Here is a 19,997-nt window from a genome sequence, read left to right on the forward strand (position 1 = left end):
AGACCAATGACGGCAGCAGCAACGCTCACTCATCTATTAAATAGTGCAATTCATTCAATTAAAACAGTCATTCCTGCAGGGATTGAGATTGAAAAGCCAACGTTATATAATTCAAATTCGATTCGTTCGTCTTTATCCGTGCTCATTGGGATTACTGGACAAGTTCACGGGCAACTCGTGCTTGCAGGAACAAATGACCTTTTTGCGCAAATTAGCCAGATGATGTATGGAATGACACTCGAAGGAGAAATGCTTGAATCATTCACATGCGAACTCGGAAATATGATTGCTGGACAATTGGTTACCCATGCATCCGGTCAACAAATGACAATGGATATTACCCCGCCTACACTTCTTATCGGGGAAGCAAGCGTCAAAGGATTCCAAAAAGCGATCGTTGTTCCCGCTAATATTGAAACGAAAGGAACGTTAAACGTTATTGTCACGCTGCATAATCAATGAATAGAAAAACTAGAAGCAATTTACGCTTCTAGTTTTTCTATTAGTTTACGTATTTGGATTCCATTTGCAATAATGCTTCCTTCACATCTGTTCGCTGGCCGGCGTAGCCAGTTAATGCGCGGTTTTTCCCGATGACCCGATGACACGGGACGATAATCGCCAGTTCGTTCGCTCGATTGGCTTGACCGACCGCCCTTACCGCTTTTGGATGGCCGATTTTTTCCGCGATTTCGCTATAGCTCACTGTCTTTCCATAAGGAATGTCACAAAGAGCTGTCCATACCTTTTCTTGAAAAGGCGTTCCCTTCCATTTTAAAGGCAATTGAAACTGCTTCCGCTTTCCGCAAAAATATTCATCAAACTGATGCAACGCCTCTTGAAGTAAAGAAGATTCGCTTTTTACCATTTCATATTGTTCATGCAGCTTTTCCCAGCCATCTTCAAAAAGTTCGACATTTACAATCGCTTCTCCATCGGAAACGATATAAATCGTTCCAAGTTGCTTTGATTTATAAATATTGTACTCTCGTTTCATGCTACCCCTCTTTTTCCACGCGCTCAATCGGCAGCGTAATATGAAACGTCGTTCCGACGCCCACTTCACTTTCAACATTAATTCTTCCTTGATGTTCTTCAATAATTTTATAACTAACCATTAACCCTAGTCCAGTTCCCCGCTCTTTTGTCGTATAGAAAGGCTCGCCAAGCTTTTTTATTTTGTCTTGCGGAATTCCGCAGCCTTGGTCCGTTACGGAAATACGAATAAAATGCAAATCGATGTTTTGGATGCGCACATGGACTTCTCCGCCTTTTGGCATCACTTCAATTGCATTTTTTAAGATGTTAATAAATACTTGCTTTAACTGATTCGGCTCACAATAAATAAACGGTATATGCTCTTCGAAATCAGCAATAATTTGCACATTGTGCATCATCGCCTGCGCACTGATCAAGTCAATCGTGTCCTTCATAATTTTACACACATCGTTTTGCTGGTATTGAACAGCCTGCGGCTTGGCAAGAACAAGGAATTCGGTAATAATCGACTCGATCCGCTTAAGCTCTGACATAATGACATTAAAATACATGGAATAATCTTCGCTAATGCTGCCCTGCAGCAACTGAATAAATCCTTTTAAAGCCGTCATCGGGTTGCGAATTTCATGGGCAATTCCCGCCGCCAACTCGCCTACTACATTAAGCGTATCGGATTTGCGCAATTGCCATTCTAACTCTTTTTTCTCCGTAATATCACGAAGCATCATCATCCCGACGTTCGGAATAATGTCTTTTTTCAGAGAAATTTCAATAATTTTTTGCTCGCCCTCTTTTGTGACAATTGTCATCTCTGCATACGCATTGCCTAATTGTTCACATTGTTTAATCAATTTGTAAAACAATTTTTGCTCTTTTTCAGGAACCCAGTTGACAAAAGGTTTATTAAGCAATTGCTGTTTTGTCGCTTGAAAAATTTCGCAAGCAATTGGATTCACATCTAAAATGCGGTATTCGTCTCCCCATAACACAATTCCATTCATCGAATGGTCAAAGATGCTACGGAACTTTTGTTCGCTCTCCTGCAATTCCTTTTCCATCTTTCTTCGTTCAGTGACATTGCGGAAAATGGCTAAATGATATCCATCGATAACCCCTTGTTTCATCGTGAATTCTAGCTGTTTGTCTTCACCGTTCGGCATATGGAAAGTAAGCTCATCACGGATTTCGCCCGTTTTCCGAAATTGCTGAAACACATGGCATACTTTTTCGTCATTATGATCAATGAAATCAAGCAAGTTTCTTCTCACAAGCAGATTAAGGGGCAATTCAAAGGTGCGGCTAGCAGCGGGATTCGCATTAACAATGTGTCCATAATCATTCCAAATAAGAATGGCTTCGTGTGCTTGTTCAAACATCGCTCGAAACCGTTCTTCGCTTTTTTGTAATTTGATTTCCATGTTTTTCTTTTCTGTAACATCTCGCATAATCGCCATGTAAAAACCGCTATATACATTCGATGTCATAGTCAGCTCAAACATTTTCACCGTACCATCAAATCGGACAAATGACAGCTCTCCCTTTGCCGTCCCCTTTTCCTTGAGTTCGGTAAGAAGCTGTACAAAATCGTCTTTACACTCTTGGGCAACAAATTGTTGAAACGATAGGTTCAATAGCTTCGCTTTTTCTAGATTTAAACTCGCGCAAAAAGCCGGGTTGACATCGATAAATCTCCCGAATTCATCAAAAATGATGATGCTGTCTACTGCCCGATTAAATACGTCTTTAAATAAAAACTCATTGATAATCCGTTCCCGCTCGAGCGCCTTCCGCGACGAGATATCCCGCATGATGGCCAAATCAAATTGGCTAAATGCATCCTTTTTCATCGAAAATTCAATATGTTTAATTTTTCCATTCATCAACTTAAGCAATAGCTCGTCACTAAACGAACCGAATTTATGTAACATAGATTGCTGGAACGCTAGAATATCCGGCGGAACCAATTCAAGAAATAAAGTAAATGGCTGCCCGATTAACTCCTTTTTTTCCATTTCAAAAAGCTGGCATGCTGCCTCGTTCACTTCAACAAATCGACCTTCTTTATTAAATATGACAATCGCGTCTAGCGACCTTTCAAAAATAATGGAGTATCCGCTTAACTGTTCTTTTAATCTCTTATTTTCTTCTTCTAATGACTTTACATCTATAATTAAATCTTGTTCCCCTCGATGAGAAAGGTCGTTGTTCACTTCTCTCACCTCTCCTTCCCCCTGCCACAACATCTCAATTTTTTATATATTCTCTATAAAAAATAGGACTCCTCCTACATACTTCGAAAAAATTTCCTGCCAATCGACCGTTTTTTCCATTTATATTTTGACAAAACTATGATATATTAAACTGTTGTTTTCCTATTGCATAATTGTTTTAATGCTCATTCAAATAGATATGATTGAAGGAGTTTTTCCAATGAACATCATTTGTGCGACATTGAACGCAAAATATATTCATACAAATTTAGCGATCCGTTACTTAAAAGCGTACGCTCAGCCGGAATTCGACGTTCATATCGCTGAATATACAATCAAGGATCCGGCTATGAATGTGGTAACAGATCTTTACCGTAAAAAACCGGATATCGTCGGCTTCAGCTGTTACATTTGGAATATTGAAGAAACGATTAAAGTTGTCAAGATGCTCAAAAAAATCAACCCGAATATTATGATCGTTGTCGGGGGACCGGAAGTTTCTTATGATGTACGCGACTGGCTTGAGAATGTGCCGGAATTTGATTTTATCGTCATAGGAGAAGGAGAGGAAACGTTTAAACAATTTTTGTTCCAAATGCACGGGGAGCGCGATTTTAACTCGGTGCATGGACTCGCCTTTCGCCAAGACGACCGGATCGTCATCAACCCGCAGCGAAATAAAATCAATCTGGCCAATATGCCATCACCGTTCCGTTTCCCGGAAGACATCCCACATCTATCAAAACGGGTCACCTACATTGAAACAAGCCGAGGATGCCCATTCAGCTGTCAATTTTGCCTATCATCCATTGAAGTCGGCGTTCGCTACTTCGATCGGGAAAAGATCAAAGAAGATATTCGCTATTTAATGAAACATGGGGCGAAAACGATCAAATTTGTCGATCGCACGTTTAATATTAGCCGCAGCTACGCGATGGACATGTTTCAATTTCTGATCGAAGAACATGTGCCCGGCACGGTGTTTCAATTTGAAATTACAGCTGACATTATGCGGCCGGAAGTCATTGAGTTTTTAAATAAAGAAGCGCCGCCTGGACTGTTCCGCTTCGAAATTGGCGTTCAGTCGACAAATGACGAAGTGAACAAGCTTGTGATGCGCAAACAAAATTTTGCCAAACTCACCCGCACAGTGACGATGGTTAAAGAGGGAGGAAAAATCGCGCAACATCTCGATTTAATCGCTGGGCTGCCAGAGGAAGATTACACTTCGTTTCGCAAAACGTTCAATGATGTGTTCGCCCTTCGCCCGGAGGAATTGCAGCTCGGGTTTTTAAAAATGCTTCGCGGCACCGGTCTTCGCTTGCGAGCTCCGGAATACGGGTATGTGTTCATGGATCACGCCCCGTATGAAGTGCTAAAAAATAACGTCCTTTCATTTGAAGAAATCATGCGTATTAAGCAAGTTGAGGATGTATTGGAAAAATACTGGAATGCTCACCGTATGGATGAAACTATCGAGTATTTAGTGACACATGTATTCCCGACACCGTTTGATTTCTTTCAAGAATTTGGGACTTATTGGGACGAACAAGGATGGGGACGGATCGGCCATCAACTCGAAGATTTATTCCGCCGCCTGTATCAGTTTTTACAAACGAATTCATTAGTTGATTTAGCTGTTGCCGAGGCGTTGATGAAATACGACTATTTGCGCAACCAAAAACATAAACCGCGAAAACCTTGGTGGGAAGAAAAGACCGATAAAGAATTGCGGGCAGCCGTTTATCGTTCTATTCTTGAGGAGCCAAATGTATTAGGAGTGGCATTTGCTTCCCTTCATTTAGATGAAAAAGAATTGTTTAAACACACGATTATAGAAGTGGTTCCGATCGATATCGGGCATTATATGAAAACGAAAGAAGTGCGCTACGCGCCGACGGCGATGATCGCCCATTTTGATCCGATTGAACTGCGCACATCCATTTTCTCTGCTCCGCTTATCCAATTTTCAAGCACCTTAAAAAAGTAGGGATCTCCCTACTTTTTCTTTTTGTTCTTCTTTTTCGTTTCTTCCGCTAGTGACAAGAGCTGATGGGCATTAAAATCTCCCGTCTCAAATGAAAATTCTTCCCGGAAATTGCTTTTGCGGTCATTTGTTTTCTTATTTCTCATTCCCCTTGCATCCCTTTTTTCGAGTTGCGGTTCGCGCCGCGAATCATCTCTTCATCGCTTGCATATTGTGCGATCACTTCTGATTCTGGCAAACTTTCTGTCGGGGTTTTGTTATTGTTTTTTGCAGCATTGTATTTGACTTTTCGCTTCATGTTTGTTCCTCCATTATTTTTTCTTATGGCTATAAGCAATTAGCACGATTTCTTCTCCTGTTTCTTCCCGCAGCGTTTTTTCAAGCTGCTGCAATTTCTCAAGAGACTGGTGCTTCAAATCAGCAACAGGAAAATGATTATTTGCCACATGCATCCCCCTTTTTTGTTTTTTTTACTTTTCGTAAAAACAGTGCGTTTTATTCATAATCGCCCTTTAATCCGATCACACTATGAGTGAGGTGATAAATATGGATCAAACAAATCAAATGGACTCGCCGATTTTAGACGAAACCCAACCGCATCAAATTGATGCCCCTTCCTTTAAAGGCACAGGGATCAAGATGCAGCCGCCTTTCGTGAATAAATATGGGGTGGTGATCGGCGATAGCAAATACAATTCACCTAATTCGCCGCTCAATCAATGGAGCGAGGAAACCGATCCGAGCGTGATGGCTGGAGACGAATGGGTGCATCCGACCAACGATATTGGCTGGAATACATCAGAAAACCGCGAACTATTAGAAGCGAAAAAGCGGCCGCAGGGGGCGCCGTTTATGCATCCAAGCATTGACGTAAGCTATGGCCGCGATTAATTTTCTCCACGTAACAGCGAGGAGGGATCGACCCAAATTGGATCGATCCCTTTTATTCTAAGGCTTTAACACCACTTTAATACAGCCGTCTTTCTTTTCATCAAATATTTCGTATGCATGCGCAGCGTCTTCTAAAGGAAGGCGATGCGTAATGATATCGGTTGGGTCGAATTTCCCTTCAACAATCCATTGGTATAATTGTGGTATATAATGGATGACCGGCGCTTGTCCCATCTTTAACGTAATGTTGCGGGAGAATAAATCGCCGAGCGGGAATTGATTATAGCGCGAGCCATAAACCCCGACAAGCTGGATCGTTCCGCCTTTTCGCACCGCCTGTGTAGCGATCACAATTGCCCCCATCGCCCCGCCGTGCAGCTTTAACGCGGAACCGATCATTTCAAGCGCTGTTTTTTTTCCGTCCAACCCGACACAATCAATTACGACATCGGCTCCGCCGTCGGTAATTTCCTTTATATACTCCCCCACATTTTCATATTGAGTGAAATCGAGCGTTTCTACTTGATTGACGTTTTTGGCATGTTCTAATCGGTAATCGATATAATCGACGGCAATGACGCGCTTAGCCCCTTTAAGCCAAGCAAATTTTTGCGCAAGCAGTCCGACTGGTCCGCACCCAAGTATAACAACCGTATCTCCGTCTTTCACACCCGCTTCATCAACGCCCCAAAACGCCGTTGGAACAATATCGGATAAAAATAGCAGTTTTTCGTCCTCGAGTTCACAATCTTCAGGGACGACAAACGGCGTAAAATTAGCAAACGGAACCCGTAAATATTCCGCCTGTCCCCCTGCATAGCCGCCAAACGTTTCGGAATATCCGAAAAACCCTCCTGTTTCTCCGTTCAAATTCGACTCGTCACACTGGCTTTCCAATCCATGCTGACAATACCAGCATTGGCCGCAAGCAATTGTAAAAGGAATAATCACGCGATCGCCTTTTTTAACCTTCGTTACCCCTGGCCCGACTTCTTCGACAATTCCCATCGGTTCGTGGCCCATAATAAAGTCATGGGGCATATTGGGGATCATTCCATGAATAAGATGCAAATCGGAGCCACAAATTGCTGTACTTGTAATTTTGACAATAATATCGTCATCTTTTACGATAGACGGATCAGGGACATTTTTCACTTCAACATCTTTGATCCCTTGATAGGTGACAGCCTTCATGCTGTATCAACTCCTTCCTTTGACGGTTTGATGCCTTTTAAAATCACGACACTCCCTAATAAACATAAGCCGACTAACAAATAAAACATCATATCAGTGGATTTTTTCATTAACAAAGCGATAATGGGCGGCCCTAGCGCCACACCGATGAAACGCATCGAGCTGTAAATGGAAGTAATCGTGCCTCTTTCTTTTTTTTCAATTCCTTCGGTAATAAGCGCATCTAGACATGGCAGCGCAACACCAATGCCGATTCCGCTAAAAAAGAAAATCGCTAATTGTATCCAAATGTTTTCAAAAAAGCTTAGTAAAAATATCGCTCCAGCCAGCAAGCACACTCCAGCAAACGTCAGCCATTTCATTAATATTTTATTTTTTTCAATCTTCTTGCCGGTAATGAATGAAGCAAGACAGAGCGCCCCGAGCGGAAGAGCAAGGGCAAACCCTTTTTTAATGCCATCTAGATGATGTTTATCTTCTAACATGCTCGATAAAAAAAACAAGACACCGAACAAAACAAACATTAAAATTCCGCCAATGATGAAAATGACGTAAAGCCATCGTCCCTCGCGCTGGAAAATTTGCTTTACCTCATGGACGAATTGCTTTAGCGGCACCGCTTCCTGATCACTAGAAGGCGCTTTAATAAAAAATAACATGAGAGCAATGGAAACTAAACAAAAAACTGGGAAAGCAAAAAAGGGCATAAACCAAATAACCCCGGCCAGCAATGCTCCGAAAATTGGGCTAAGCACTTTGCCGAATGTATTAGCCGTTTCAATAATCCCTAAACAGCTGCTCACTTCCCGCTCATTTTTATACATGTCACCAACTAAAGGCAAGACGATCGGAGCGGCTCCCGCTGCCCCCACACCTTGAAGCGCTCGTCCAATTAAAATAAAAGTGTATGGGTCGCTCATCTTCCATGCCGCCCATCCAGAAATAAGTCCGCCGATTGCTGACAAAATTAAACTTGGAATAATCACCTTTTTTCTACCGATACGGTCACTTAAATACCCTGCTAGCGGAATTAAAACGATTGCGACAATGGAATAGACGGTAATAATCATGCTCGATTGAAAGGAAGAAATATTTAACTTCTTTTCCATCGTTGGCAAAACAGGGATGAGCATCGAATTACCAAGTGTCATCACTAGAGGGATAGACGCAAGCGACACAATTGCCCATTTTTTGTTCTTCAAACCGTGACATTCCTTATTGACGCTATTGTGTTGAGATAACTGCTCTATCCATTCCATATACCATTCCTACCTTAAATTAATGTAAATAAGTCTGCGCTAGAAAATTGCACCTGTATGACTCTATACTTTTTTAGCAAACGAGTTTCGGTCTCGACCATTCAAAGAGAACACGATTTTCTGCATCACTGCCGCCCTCAAGTGCATAGAACGCATCCCTCATCTCCTTTGTACCTTTTTTAACCAGACAAATGGCGCAAACGACTCCTTGTGACATATATCTCATTTGTTGAAGATCAAACGTTGCGTTTATTAGCATTTCCTTCAACCTTAACGACATTCTGTAAATTTTTTCAATAAATAAAAAGGCTGGTCGAGCCCGTCAAACTTCTCATATGCAACGTATAGTACCTCTATACGCTGTTCTGGGAAATTCGACTTTCACAAGACCAGCTTGATTCTTATTATTTTCCTCCAGTAAACGATATCCCTTTAATAAAATAACGGTTGAAAAAGGCATAGATGATTAAAACAGGCAGAGTAAATACCATCGACGCCGCCATAATATAGTTCCAATAGCTAATATATTGGCCTTTAAAGCTGTTTAGGCCGAGCGGCAACGTAAAGAGTTCTGGATCAGAAAGAATGATGAGCGGACGCATAAAATCATTCCATGAAGCCATAAATACAAAAATGGCCTGCGCCGCGAGCGCTGGACGAGCAAGCGGCAGCACAATGCGGAAAAAAGTGCCGATGCGGCTAAGGCCATCCAATGCCGCCGCTTCCTCCAATTCTTTTGGAAAATTGATAAAAAATTGCCGCATCATAAAAATAAATGTAGCGTTAACCATCGTTGGCACGATCATCCCTTGGTAAGAATTCAGCCAGCCAAGCTGCTTCAAAATTAAATAATTCGGAATCATCGTCACTTGAACCGGGATCATCAGCACCGCTAAGATGATAATAAATAATGGCTTTTTACCTGGGAACTGCAAACGTGCAAGCGCATATCCCGCCATCGAGTTAAACAACAAGTTTAACACTGTCACTGTAACCGCAATGAACACACTATTGAGCAGCCAGCGCGGAAACATTTTTTGTTCAATAAAAATTTGTTTATAGTTATCGAGCGTAAAATGCTTCGGAATAAATGAAATCGTCCCGCTGACAATTTCCTCAAGCGTTTTAAACGAGGATGATAGCGCCCATAAAAACGGAATCATTGTAACGACAGCATACAGCACAAGAAGCACATATAGAAGCGCTTTTCCGATTGCTAGTTTGTTCTTCATTAGCCCGCCTCCTTAATAGAGAGACTCTTCTTTTGAAAATTTTCGCTGAAGCAGCGTCGCCACTAAAATAATAATTGCTAAGGCAACCGCCAAAGCGGCCGCATACCCCATCGTTCCAAGCGTTTTAAATGCATATTGGTAAATGAGAAGCACGACCGTTAATGTAGAGTTGTTCGGTCCTCCTGATCCGCCCGAAAAAATGTACGATTGATCAAACAGTTGGAACGTGCCAATCAAGCCCATTACAACAACAAATGACGTAACAGGACGCAAGTATGGCACCGTAACATACCAAAATTTTTGTACTGAGTTGGCCCCATCAAGCTCAGCAGCTTCATAAAGCGAATCGGGAATGTCCTGCAAGGCCGCCAAATAAATAACCATATAAAACGGCGCGGTCGACCAAATGTTCATCATCATAATGGCATTAAGCGCCATTTTCGGATCACCGATCCAATTGTATGTCGGCAATCCAAACATCTCTAACAAATGATTAATCAAGCCGTTCTCATTGTACATCCACATAAAAATAAGAGTTAATACCGCAGAAGACGTAAGGGTTGGTAAAAAATAAATAATTCGGAACCATTTTTGACCTTTTAGTCCGGCATTCAATGTGGCAGCTAGCACGAGCGCCAAAATGGTTTGACAAGGCACCACAATGGCCACATACTTGATCGTATTCCACAGCGCAATCTTAGCTCGCAAATCCCCCGCAATCCGCTTAAAGTTGTCTAAACCAACAAATTCAAACGTCGCTGTTCCGAGCAATTGCACTTTATGGAACGCAAGAAAAACAGCAAATAAAATCGGACCAATGATAAAAAGAAGTAAAACGAACAGCGTTGGTGAAAGCAATAAATAACTCGCACCAGCTTCGCGCCAGATTTTTTTCCTCATGTCATTCCTCTCCTTGCAAGAGAATCCATTAAGTAGCCCCTTTTTCTAGCGAAAAATATATTGATGAGAAGGCTCCCAATTATGAAAGAGGCTGATAGAAGGAAATCCTTCTATCAGCAGCTTGATTATTTATTCCCTTCAATTTCTTTGTTGGCAGTTTCTTGCGCTTCCTTCAAAGCATCGGCAAGCGAACGTTGCCCTAAAAAGGCGCTGACAAACTGGTTATTAAAGTTGTTTGTAATCGTAGGAAGGTTCGTTCCATTCTGCCATACAGTCGCATAGGAAGCACCAGCAACAATTGGTCCGCGAAGCTCATCTTTGTCAAAGCCTAATTCGGCTGCCACCGATTTGCGTGTTGGCAGAGCTAGCCCTTTGCTAGTCCAGATTTTCATTCCTTCTTTTCCTGTTAAAAATGAAATCAATTCCCAGGCGGCTTTCTTTTTCTTCGATTGTTTATTCATCACATAGGCGACTGTATACGCCATCGTTGCTTTCTTTCCATCAATCGTTGGCACTTCTGCTGTGCCGTATTCTAAATTCGGAAACGTATCCTTTAAGAACGGAATCGCCCAGTTTCCTTCAATGACCATCGCCGCTTTGCCTTGGCCAAACATCTCGCCGCCCCAGCCGGCGCCAACTTCACTTGGTTGAGCGGCTGATTTATCTTTCAGGTGCATATCAACAATCGGCTGAAGTGCTTCTACTACTTTTGGATCTGCAAAACTTGCTTTATTGTCCGTTACAACCTTGCCACCCTTCGATTCAGCAATGTAGTAAAGGCGTGCTAGCTCCGGCGCCACTCCAAAGCCGTACACTTTTTTGCCTTTTGTCAATTTTTTCGCTGCTTCGCGCAACTCATCCCACGTTTTTGGCACTTCTAAACCTGCTTCTTGGAACATCTTTTTGTTGTAGAATAGAGCGAGCGTTGAATAGTCTTTCGGGAATCCATAAATTTTTCCGTCCTCCCCTTTGAACGCATCCAAGAGCGGCTTTTCAAAATCGTTGATATCAAAATCGTCTGTTACATAATGATCTAACGGCTCTAATACTCCTGTTTTAATTAAAGCAGGCGCTTCAAAAGCGTCAAGGTAAAACACATCCGGGCCTTCGCCGCCAACCAAGCGCGTCTTGATAACATCCATATATTGATCTGAAATCACTTCATATTTTACTTTAATGTTCGGATGCTTCTTTTCAAATTCATCTAATGTTTGTTGTAACAATTTTTGCTCTGTCGGGTTTCCTCCCCAGCCCGCAAGCGTTACTTCTACCTTTTCATCTTTTGCCCCCTCATTTGCCTTGCCTGCCGTTTTTTCCTCTCCGTTGCTACAACCTGCTAAAGCGCTTCCAAACAACATAGAAGTGACACCAGCCGCTGCTACCCATTTTTTCAATTTCATTTCGCATAGCTCCCTTCTCGTAAATGATTTGTATAGTTCAAGGAAGAGAAGAACCCTTCCTTGTTAGGAAACGATTTTAACAGCATACCCTGTCGTATTTTCGTGAATATGCACTTTAATTTCGTCTTGTTCGCGCATGACAGTCACAGATAAGCGCCCATCTCCAATGGCAATGTTTTCTACTTTCAAAAAATTCATAGCCTCAAGCAATGTCGGCGATAAACGAATCTCCTTTTTCAAACTGTTTGGAAATAATCCAAGCAAAGCTTGAATAAAAACAAGCGGTGCACCCGCTGCCCAAGCCTGCGGCGAACAAGCAACCGGATATTTCACCGGTTTGCCCATCGAACGGCTGTAACCGCAAAACAACTCCGGCAAACGATCATACTCAAAGTGCCCTGCCGCTTCGATCAACCCTTCCATGACAACATTCGCCTCATGTTGTTTCCCTAATTTACTCAGTCCTAATAAAATCATGCTGTTATCATGGGGCCATACGCTTCCGTCGTGATAGCTCATTGGATTATACCCCGCTTCTCCCTCTCCCATCGTCCGAATTCCGTAACCTGAAAACATCTTTGGCGAAAGCAACATTTGAATGGTGGCCTCCGCTTTTTCCTGATCGAGCATTTCCGAAAACAGCACATGCCCTGGATTTGACGTAATGGTTCCGACTTGTTGTTTCATCTCGTCCAATGCAATCGCATAAAACTTTACATCCTCCATCCAAAATTGCTTATCGAATTTTTCTTTTAACGCCTGTGCCTGTCTACGAAGTTCAACCGCGCGATTCTCTTCATTCAATTGTTCAAAAATATCGGCTAGCCCCATTTTTGCTTGATACACATATCCCTGTACTTCCGCAAGCGCAATTGGCGATTTTGCATATTCGCCATTCCGGTGGATAATCGAATCGCCGGAGTCCTTCCAGCCTTGATTAGCAATACCTTTACTTGACTCCTGGTGGTATTCAACAAATAGATCACCATCACGGTCGCCGTATTTATCAATCCATGTTAACGCTGCATCAATATTTTCTTTCAATTGATGAACTAGGTTGAAATCCCCGGTCCATTTGACATACTCCGTTAATAAAACTAAAAATAATGGTGTTGCATCTATCGTGCCATAGTATGGAGTAAACGGAATTTGATTCGTATTTGCTAATTCCCCAAAACGAATTTCATGCATAATTTTTCCCGGTTGTTCATCTCGCCACGGATCGAGGTGCTTCCCTTGATAACTCGCCATCGTTAACAGCGTTCCTTTAGCGATTTGCGGATTGAAGGCGAGCATTTGCAGCGCCGCGATTAAGCTGTCGCGCCCAAATGGCACCCCAAACCACGGGAGTCCGGCAACAGGAAACGGACCGTGCCCTAAATCAGTCAACAGCACTCGTAAATCGTCAATGCCTCGGTCAACAAGACGTTGAAGCGGTTGATAATCGGTAGTGACATCTGTAATGTTATGTTCCCATTGCTGATAAGAATCTTTTAGAAGTTTTAGCGCCTCACTTGGGGCGGTAATTTCTTTTATCACTTCTTGTTCAGCTTGCGGCTGGACGATGAGCGTTAACGTTTCTTCTTCTCCGTGCTCGAGGGAGAAACGAAAAACGATTTCCCCATGAGCAAAAACGGCTTTTTCCTGCCGATCCCACACCACTTTCGTCGCTCGCTTGAGCTGATCTTCCCCTTCGTAATGAAAAGTGAGGGAACGTTCTCCAGTCGTCTGCCCTGTCCGCTTCCCAAGCTTTCCTGTTTGGAAGCCGCGCACAACAAACATGTCGGCAAAATCCACATCCATATGCACACTTAAATCAAACTGCACTGATTTAGGATAATAGTTTTTTAGTTTGATAATTTCATAAAGTACTCCTTTATAAATAAAGCGCTTTCTTTCAATCTCTACCGATTCGCGCCATAAAATCACTTCTCCATCCTTTTCCATATGTGGATTTGTCAATAAAATCGTGGCGACATAATTTTCCGCAGCGTCAGAAGACAATAAAGTTGGTTCTTCACCGTTAATGCGCAAATCAAACTTGCTCAAAAAGCGCGTGTCTTTTGTATATAACCCTAATCCATACGAGTGGTTTTCGGGAATATTCCCCTTCTTATCAGTTAATAAAAACAAATCGTTTTCTTTAATGACCCTATAATCCATTCCAGTTCCTCCTGCCCGTCCGCTTAAACGTTGGAATTCGTTAAACACCATCCTCCAAAACGTTTCGGATTTATGTCAAAAATTTTTTCTGGCCCGAAAACGTTTTGGAAAAGCTATAAAAAATTTTTTCCAAAACGTTTTCGGTTTGAAGCAAGTTAAAAACCAATGTTGTATTATTGGTTTTTAACGGTAGACTCTCTTATTTTTAATTCTGTTTCTAAAATTTTCACATGCGAGTGAGCTTTTCCTTCTAACATTTCAATGAGCAATTTCGCCGCTTCATATCCCATCGCAAATTTATTTTGCGCAATCGTTGACAGCGGAGGCGTCGCATAAGAAGCCAAAATAATATCGTCATATCCAATAACCGCTATTTCCTCCGGTATGCGCTTCCCTAGCTTTTTCGCCGCTTTCATCACGCCTAATGCCATCAAATCGCTCGCGCAAAAAAACGCTGTAATTTCAGGATGCTGTTGCAATAATCGAAGCGCTTCCCGCTCTGCCTTTTCCTCTTGAAACGCTCCATTTACAACCCACTGTTCATTCAAGAAAATTCCTGCTTCAAGCAGCGCTTCGCGAAATCCTTTGAATCTTTGTTCACTTACAAAAGCATATTCGTAACCGTTCACCATCGCAATATGGCGATGGCCTAATGCCAGCAAATGCTGAGCCGCTTTTTTTGCGCCAAGCACGTTATCAGTTGTCACATATCCGACCGTTTCCGATTTGATCGGAATATCGATAAGAACGCACGGAATATCGCTCTCAACCACTTCCTGCAAATACGGATCATCCACGCGGATCCCTTGCAAAATCGCCCCGTCTACACGCCGTTCTCGGCATAACTGAGTATATGTTTTTTCGCGCTGTTTCGTCGATGTCGTACTGAATAAAACCATGTCATAATCTACTTCGCTTACATACTGGTTAACGCCAGCTAATACCTCAAACGTAAAATTATCTTTTGCACTTTCCCGCGTTAATCCAGAAACAAGCAAACCAATCGTTTTGGATTTATTCATCACAAGTCCTCGCGCCAGCGTATTAGGGCTATAATTCAATTGCTTGGCGATCTCAATGATTTTTTGCCTTGTCTTTTCATTGACATCTGAGTAGCCGTTCAGTGCTCTTGAAACAGTAGTAATCGATACTCCAGCAGCTTTTGCGATGTCTTTAATCGTTGTCACATCTATTCCTCCAAAACGTTTCGGATCGCTTTCTGATTTGCATTTTATCCTAACTCGAAACCGATTGCAATAAAAAAATGACGACAAGTTTAAAATAAAAGTCTGAATTTTTCGTCTATCCATCTCCCCTCTTCGCTTTCTCCATGCTATAATTTTATGAAAAAAGAGGAAGGAGGACTTTTTTCTTGAGCCAAAACAAATATCTTCCGTTTTTAAAAAAGCCAAAAAATCATCGCGCCATGACAATCGGCCGAAAATATGGAATCGTTTTCAGTTTTTCCACCTTGCTTTTTGTTAGCGTTTTCATTTTTATCAGTTTATTGGTAAATAATATGATGGGGGTTGTAAAAGAAGTCGAAGAAAAAAGCGATCAAGCGATTTTAATTACAGAAATTTCTTCACTATTCAAACAAAAATACATCCTCATTACCGATTATATGACCAATCCGCGCCCTGAAACGTTAAAGCAATACGAGAAACAGACAAAGCTGTTTAATGAAAAAATAAAAACACTGCGGCCGGCTATGAAGACAGAAGAAGAAAAAAGCATTTACAACGCGACCATCTCAGTAGACGGCCAATTGAATACAATGCTTTATAAAGACATTCAGCCATCCGTTTTAACAAATCGCAACCGCGGTGAACAAATGGACATTTTCCAAGTGATCAGCTTTCAAAATAAGGCGGAAGTGATTCGCGACGTGAGCGCTGAAAAGCTTGAACAGTTAAGAGATATTATCATGAATGAACGGGACAAGCTTGTCACAGAAATAAACAAAAAAACGAAACAATATATGGTGTGGATGTTCATGACCGTTCTTTCCGCTATTGCGTTGTCAGTAATTTCGTTAACGGCGGTAAGCAAAAGAACGAGCAGGTCGCTCCACGAAGCGGTTCGTGTATGCAGGCAGCTAGCAAATGGGAATTTAAAAGTGGAACGAATGAACACAAAGAGAGCAGATGAAGTCGGGCAAATTACCCAAGCAATGAACGATCTTGCCGATGATTTGCAACATTCTATTGAACAAATTCAAACATCCGCCGAGCACGTCAACGAAATGGCGCAAACGCTGCGGCGTAACACAGAAGCGACAACGAAAACAACTGAGCAAATTACTCAAGCCATTTTGCACGTATCCGCTGGCGCTGATGAACAAGTTAGCGCATCCAAACGGACAAATGAAGCTGTTCATCTCATCTCAACCGAGTTGACGAATGTCACTGACCGTATCGAGGAAACGGTCGAAGTGATCGTTAAAGCTACTGAACAAGCGCAGCAAGGGGCAGAGTTTGTGAAGGAAACCATTAGACAAATGAAGGTTATTGATGAAAGAGTCAATCATCTGTCCAATATCATTCAAATATTAAACGAAAAATCAGGCGAAATTCAGCAAATCGTTGGTTTTATTACAGCAATTTCCGAACAGACAAATTTGCTTGCCTTAAACGCTGCGATTGAAGCAGCGCGGGCAGGAGAAGCCGGCAAGGGATTTGGCGTCGTCGCGGCCGAAGTCCGAAAGCTTGCCGAGCAAACAGCTTCTGCGGCCGGAAACATTCGTGATCTGCTTCATCTCTCGCAAAACGAAACGAGGCGCGCAGTGCAAGCAATGATTGAAAGCACGGAAGCGGTCGAACGAGGCGGGCACATCATCAGACATCTCGGAACAATTTTTAACGATGTATATAATTCTATATGGAATGTGAAAGCGGAAAGCGACACGGTCCGCCAAGCGGTATTGGGTGTCAATCAAAAAATGGACATAATGGCACAGACAGCGAAAGACATTATCCATGTTTCGAAAATAGTAGCCCAAAATGTCGAACAAGTGGCAGCTGCCACCGAAGAACAAAATGCAACGATGCAGGAACTTTTAGCTTCTTCGTACGAATTATCGGACACCGCAGATCACTTAAAGCAATCGATTGCCCGATTTTTCGTTTAGTTTTCCTACCAAAAACTTGACGGCTCTTCTGTAATTGCCATTATAAATTATGTCCCTCACCACATACTAACATTGCAAGACCATTTAAATACATTAGGAGGGAAAAAACATGGCAAGAAGCAGCAACAAACTACTTGTACCTGGAATCGAACAGGCACTTGATCAAATAAAATACGAAATCGCTCAAGAATTTGGTGTACAACTTGGTTCTGATACCGCCTCCCGCTCGAATGGTTCAGTCGGCGGTGAAATTACTAAGCGTTTAGTGGCGCAAGCACAAAGCCAGCTTGCCGGATCATTAAGAACAACTGAATAACATGGATCCATAAGATGCGAGGCTGTTCGTTTCGAAACAGCCTCTTTATTACTGATTACTGCTATTACTGTTCCTCCGGCGTAAAAGTTCGTTTAGCAAATTCGCTGTCAAGCATAAAGAGCGCATTATTGTCATTTTGAATGCGTCTTAACTTTTGAATAATGCTATCGAACATCGCTTCTTCCTCGACTTGCTCGTCAATAAACCATTTCAAAAAGTTGATTGTCGCATGCTCCCGCTCATCCCATGCAATATCGGACAAACGATAAATTCGTTTCGTGACTTCTTTTTCTTGAATCAGCGCTTTTTCAAAGCAATCCAGCACGGAAGTAAACTCGTTATTTGGCGACTCAAAGCCGGTAATAATGGCACGCGCCCCTAAAGCATTCATAAAGTTATAAAATTTCATCGCATGGAAACGCTCTTCTTCCGCTTGAACAAGGAAGAAGTTAGCGAATCCATCTAAGCTCTCCGCCGAACAATATGCCGCCATAGCCATATAAGCGTGAGCGGAAAAAAATTCAAAATTCATTTGCTCATTTAATCCTTGTAATAATTTGTCACTAAGCATCTTTTATCACCTCGACTCACTCATTAACGACATGCTTATTATAACAAAAAACTCAATGTCCCATACTTTGATGAAAAAGGCCTTTGCCGCTTAGGACAAAGGCCTTTTTGCATTAGCTTACTTTTTCGTTCGCTTGTGATTGGTCGTTTAATGTACTATGTCTGCGTCCGTATGCAAAATAAATCACGAGACCAACTAATAGCCATGAAACGAAGCCAATCCAAGTTGTTGCTGGTAATTGAAGTACTAAGTAGCCGCAGAATACAACTGCTAATATTGGCACCAATGGCACTAATGGAGTTTTGAACGCGCGTTGCAAATCTGGTTGTGTTTTGCGTAGGATCATTACACCGATCGAAACAGTAATGAAAGCGAACAATGTTCCGATGTTTGTCAATTCAGCTAGTTTATTTAACGGCACAACCCCTGCAAAGAACGCCACTAATACACCAGTTACCCATGTGTTCACATATGGAACTTGTCTTACAGGGCTTACACGCTTAAATACTTTTGGCAATAATCCGTCACGGCTAATCGCATAGAATAGACGAGTTTGTCCGTACATCATAACAAGCAATACTGTTGTAATACCTGCAATCGCTCCTAAAGAGATGAAACCAGCAACCCAATCTTGATGGATGTAGCTTAAAGCGAATGCCACAGGGTTTTTCACGCCTAATTGATTATAAGGAACGATACCCGTTAATACAAGCGATACTGCGATGTATAATACTGTACAAATTAACAACGAAGCGATGATTCCGATTGGCATATTGCGCTGTGGATTTTTTACTTCCTCCGCTGCTGTAGAAACTGCGTCGAAACCGATGTAAGCGAAGAATACTGTTGCTGCACCAGTTGCTACGCCCGAAAAACCAAACGGCATGAACGGAGTCCAGTTGTCTGGTTTTACGTACCATACCCCTACAGCAAGGAACAATAATACGACAGCGGTTTTAATAATAACCATAATTGAGTTAAAGCGTGCCGACTTTTTAACACCACGTGTTAATAAGAACACAATTAAAAGGACAATGAAAATTGCTGGTAAGTCAACATATGTTCCTTTTGCTGGATCATACGCGCTTGTTAGCGCTTTCGGAAGTTCAATCCCGAAACCAGCCAGTAGCCCTTGGAAATAGCCGGACCATCCTGCAGCTACGGCCGAGGATGCTACCCCGTACTCAAGAATTAAGTCCCATCCTAAAATCCATGCGATCAATTCGCCGAACGCCGCATAACTGTAAGTGTAAGCACTTCCAGATACCGGAACAGTCGATGCGAATTCCGCATAACAAAGTGCCGCGAATACGCAAGCGAGCCCCGAAAGAATGAAAGAAATTACAAGCGCAGGACCTGCATGCTCTGCAGCAGCAACCCCAGTCAAGACGAAAATACCTGTACCGATAATCGCCCCGATCCCAAGCATCGTTAAATCGAACGCGCCTAGATCTTTCTTCAACCCTGCACCTTTCTCTCCTGCTTCTTTCAGGAGGACATCAATAGGTTTTTTTCGGAATAAACTCATTTCTGTGTCTCTCCTTGTCGTTTTTTGTAGAATTTTGCATGAGTACACGTGTAACATTGTATACTATTCAATAATTTTTGTAAAGTTCAAAAATAAAAAAAACGTCGATTACTTTCTGAATAAAGTTCTAAAAATTCATAATATTCATAATCGAATTTATTTTCAGTTGTTTTAGTTGGGTTTTTTATTATCGTTCAATAGTATTTAACATTTTTCT

General features: G+C 42.1%; 19 protein-coding genes. 5 read left to right on the forward strand and 14 right to left on the reverse strand.

Annotated features, from left to right (window positions below; translation table 11 throughout):
- Positions 1 to 6 precede the first annotated feature (6 nt).
- A complete protein-coding gene (locus tag N667_RS0104035; RefSeq protein WP_027408390.1) occupies positions 7 to 462 on the forward strand; it encodes a chemotaxis protein CheX in 456 nt (151 codons plus the stop codon).
- A 40-nt stretch (positions 463 to 502) separates the two neighbouring features.
- Here N667_RS0104035 and N667_RS0104040 read toward each other — a convergent pair whose 3' ends face one another.
- Positions 503 to 997 (reverse strand): methylated-DNA--[protein]-cysteine S-methyltransferase, encoded by a 495-nt coding sequence (locus tag N667_RS0104040; RefSeq protein WP_027408391.1) that lies wholly within the window; start codon positions 995 to 997, stop codon positions 503 to 505.
- Between the two features lies 1 nt (position 998).
- Positions 999 to 3,209: a PAS domain-containing sensor histidine kinase gene (locus N667_RS0104045; RefSeq protein ID WP_027408392.1), complete on the reverse strand. Its 2,211-nt coding sequence runs from the start codon at positions 3,207 to 3,209 to the stop codon at positions 999 to 1,001.
- Positions 3,210 to 3,429: 220 nt separating this feature from the next.
- Here N667_RS0104045 and N667_RS0104050 point away from each other — a divergent pair, with 220 nt between their 5' ends.
- Positions 3,430 to 5,199 (forward strand): B12-binding domain-containing radical SAM protein, encoded by a 1,770-nt coding sequence (locus tag N667_RS0104050; protein ID WP_027408393.1) that lies wholly within the window; start codon positions 3,430 to 3,432, stop codon positions 5,197 to 5,199.
- A gap of 8 nt (positions 5,200 to 5,207) precedes the next feature.
- On the opposite strand, the gene N667_RS20310 is transcribed toward N667_RS0104050, so the two are convergent.
- Genes N667_RS20310 through N667_RS20315 form a run of 3 tightly spaced genes read right to left on the reverse strand, consistent with a single transcriptional unit; the run spans position 5,208 to position 5,642 of the window.
- Positions 5,208 to 5,342 carry a hypothetical protein gene (locus tag N667_RS20310; protein ID WP_269528343.1) on the reverse strand — a complete coding sequence of 45 codons (135 nt, stop codon included), beginning with the start codon at positions 5,340 to 5,342 and terminating at the stop codon, positions 5,208 to 5,210.
- Entirely contained in the window at positions 5,339 to 5,494 is a 156-nt protein-coding gene (locus N667_RS19935; protein WP_027408394.1) for a hypothetical protein, read from the reverse strand. Before N667_RS19935 ends, N667_RS20310 begins: the two co-directional genes overlap by 4 nt.
- A gap of 13 nt (positions 5,495 to 5,507) precedes the next feature.
- Positions 5,508 to 5,642 carry a hypothetical protein gene (locus tag N667_RS20315; protein ID WP_269528344.1) on the reverse strand — a complete coding sequence of 45 codons (135 nt, stop codon included), beginning with the start codon at positions 5,640 to 5,642 and terminating at the stop codon, positions 5,508 to 5,510.
- Positions 5,643 to 5,742: 100 nt separating this feature from the next.
- Here N667_RS20315 and N667_RS0104070 point away from each other — a divergent pair, with 100 nt between their 5' ends.
- On the forward strand, positions 5,743 to 6,087 hold the full coding sequence (locus tag N667_RS0104070) for a DUF3905 domain-containing protein (RefSeq protein ID WP_027408395.1): 345 nt from the start codon (positions 5,743 to 5,745) through the stop codon (positions 6,085 to 6,087).
- A 57-nt stretch (positions 6,088 to 6,144) separates the two neighbouring features.
- Here N667_RS0104070 and N667_RS0104075 read toward each other — a convergent pair whose 3' ends face one another.
- The 7 genes from N667_RS0104075 to N667_RS0104110 all read right to left on the reverse strand — a co-directional run bounded on the left by N667_RS0104075 (position 6,145) and on the right by N667_RS0104110 (position 15,422).
- On the reverse strand, positions 6,145 to 7,281 hold the full coding sequence (locus N667_RS0104075; RefSeq protein WP_027408396.1) for a zinc-dependent alcohol dehydrogenase: 1,137 nt from the start codon (positions 7,279 to 7,281) through the stop codon (positions 6,145 to 6,147).
- Positions 7,278 to 8,540, reverse strand: a complete 1,263-nt coding sequence (locus N667_RS0104080) for an MFS transporter (RefSeq protein ID WP_027408397.1) — start codon at positions 8,538 to 8,540, stop codon at positions 7,278 to 7,280. The genes N667_RS0104075 and N667_RS0104080 overlap by 4 nt, the downstream gene beginning before the upstream one ends.
- A 404-nt stretch (positions 8,541 to 8,944) precedes the next feature.
- Entirely contained in the window at positions 8,945 to 9,772 is an 828-nt protein-coding gene (locus N667_RS0104090) for a carbohydrate ABC transporter permease (protein ID WP_027408399.1), read from the reverse strand.
- 12 nt (positions 9,773 to 9,784) lie between these two features.
- A complete protein-coding gene (locus tag N667_RS0104095; protein WP_027408400.1) occupies positions 9,785 to 10,672 on the reverse strand; it encodes a carbohydrate ABC transporter permease in 888 nt (295 codons plus the stop codon).
- 125 nt (positions 10,673 to 10,797) lie between these two features.
- Complete coding sequence (locus N667_RS0104100; protein ID WP_027408401.1) at positions 10,798 to 12,072, reverse strand: ABC transporter substrate-binding protein; 1,275 nt, start codon at positions 12,070 to 12,072, stop codon at positions 10,798 to 10,800.
- Between the two features lie 63 nt (positions 12,073 to 12,135).
- The gene (locus N667_RS0104105; protein WP_027408402.1) at positions 12,136 to 14,235 is read right to left on the reverse strand and encodes an amylo-alpha-1,6-glucosidase; all 2,100 of its coding nucleotides are present in this window, start codon (positions 14,233 to 14,235) and stop codon (positions 12,136 to 12,138) included.
- A gap of 173 nt (positions 14,236 to 14,408) precedes the next feature.
- On the reverse strand, positions 14,409 to 15,422 hold the full coding sequence (locus tag N667_RS0104110) for a LacI family DNA-binding transcriptional regulator (protein WP_027408403.1): 1,014 nt from the start codon (positions 15,420 to 15,422) through the stop codon (positions 14,409 to 14,411).
- 185 nt (positions 15,423 to 15,607) lie between these two features.
- Between N667_RS0104110 and N667_RS0104115 the strand changes: the two genes are divergently transcribed.
- Entirely contained in the window at positions 15,608 to 17,365 is a 1,758-nt protein-coding gene (locus tag N667_RS0104115; protein WP_027408404.1) for a methyl-accepting chemotaxis protein, read from the forward strand.
- A 109-nt stretch (positions 17,366 to 17,474) separates the two neighbouring features.
- On the forward strand, positions 17,475 to 17,681 hold the full coding sequence (locus tag N667_RS0104120) for an alpha/beta-type small acid-soluble spore protein (protein ID WP_027408405.1): 207 nt from the start codon (positions 17,475 to 17,477) through the stop codon (positions 17,679 to 17,681).
- Between the two features lie 64 nt (positions 17,682 to 17,745).
- On the opposite strand, the gene N667_RS0104125 is transcribed toward N667_RS0104120, so the two are convergent.
- Both N667_RS0104125 and N667_RS0104130 read right to left on the reverse strand, forming a co-directional pair.
- On the reverse strand, positions 17,746 to 18,252 hold the full coding sequence (locus N667_RS0104125) for a ferritin (protein ID WP_027408406.1): 507 nt from the start codon (positions 18,250 to 18,252) through the stop codon (positions 17,746 to 17,748).
- 112 nt (positions 18,253 to 18,364) lie between these two features.
- Positions 18,365 to 19,780 (reverse strand): amino acid permease, encoded by a 1,416-nt coding sequence (locus tag N667_RS0104130; protein WP_027408407.1) that lies wholly within the window; start codon positions 19,778 to 19,780, stop codon positions 18,365 to 18,367.
- Positions 19,781 to 19,997 lie beyond the last annotated feature (217 nt).

Origin of the sequence: Anoxybacillus tepidamans PS2, from assembly GCF_000620165.1 — a bacterium.
Classification (GTDB): domain Bacteria; phylum Bacillota; class Bacilli; order Bacillales; family Anoxybacillaceae; genus Anoxybacteroides; species Anoxybacteroides tepidamans_A.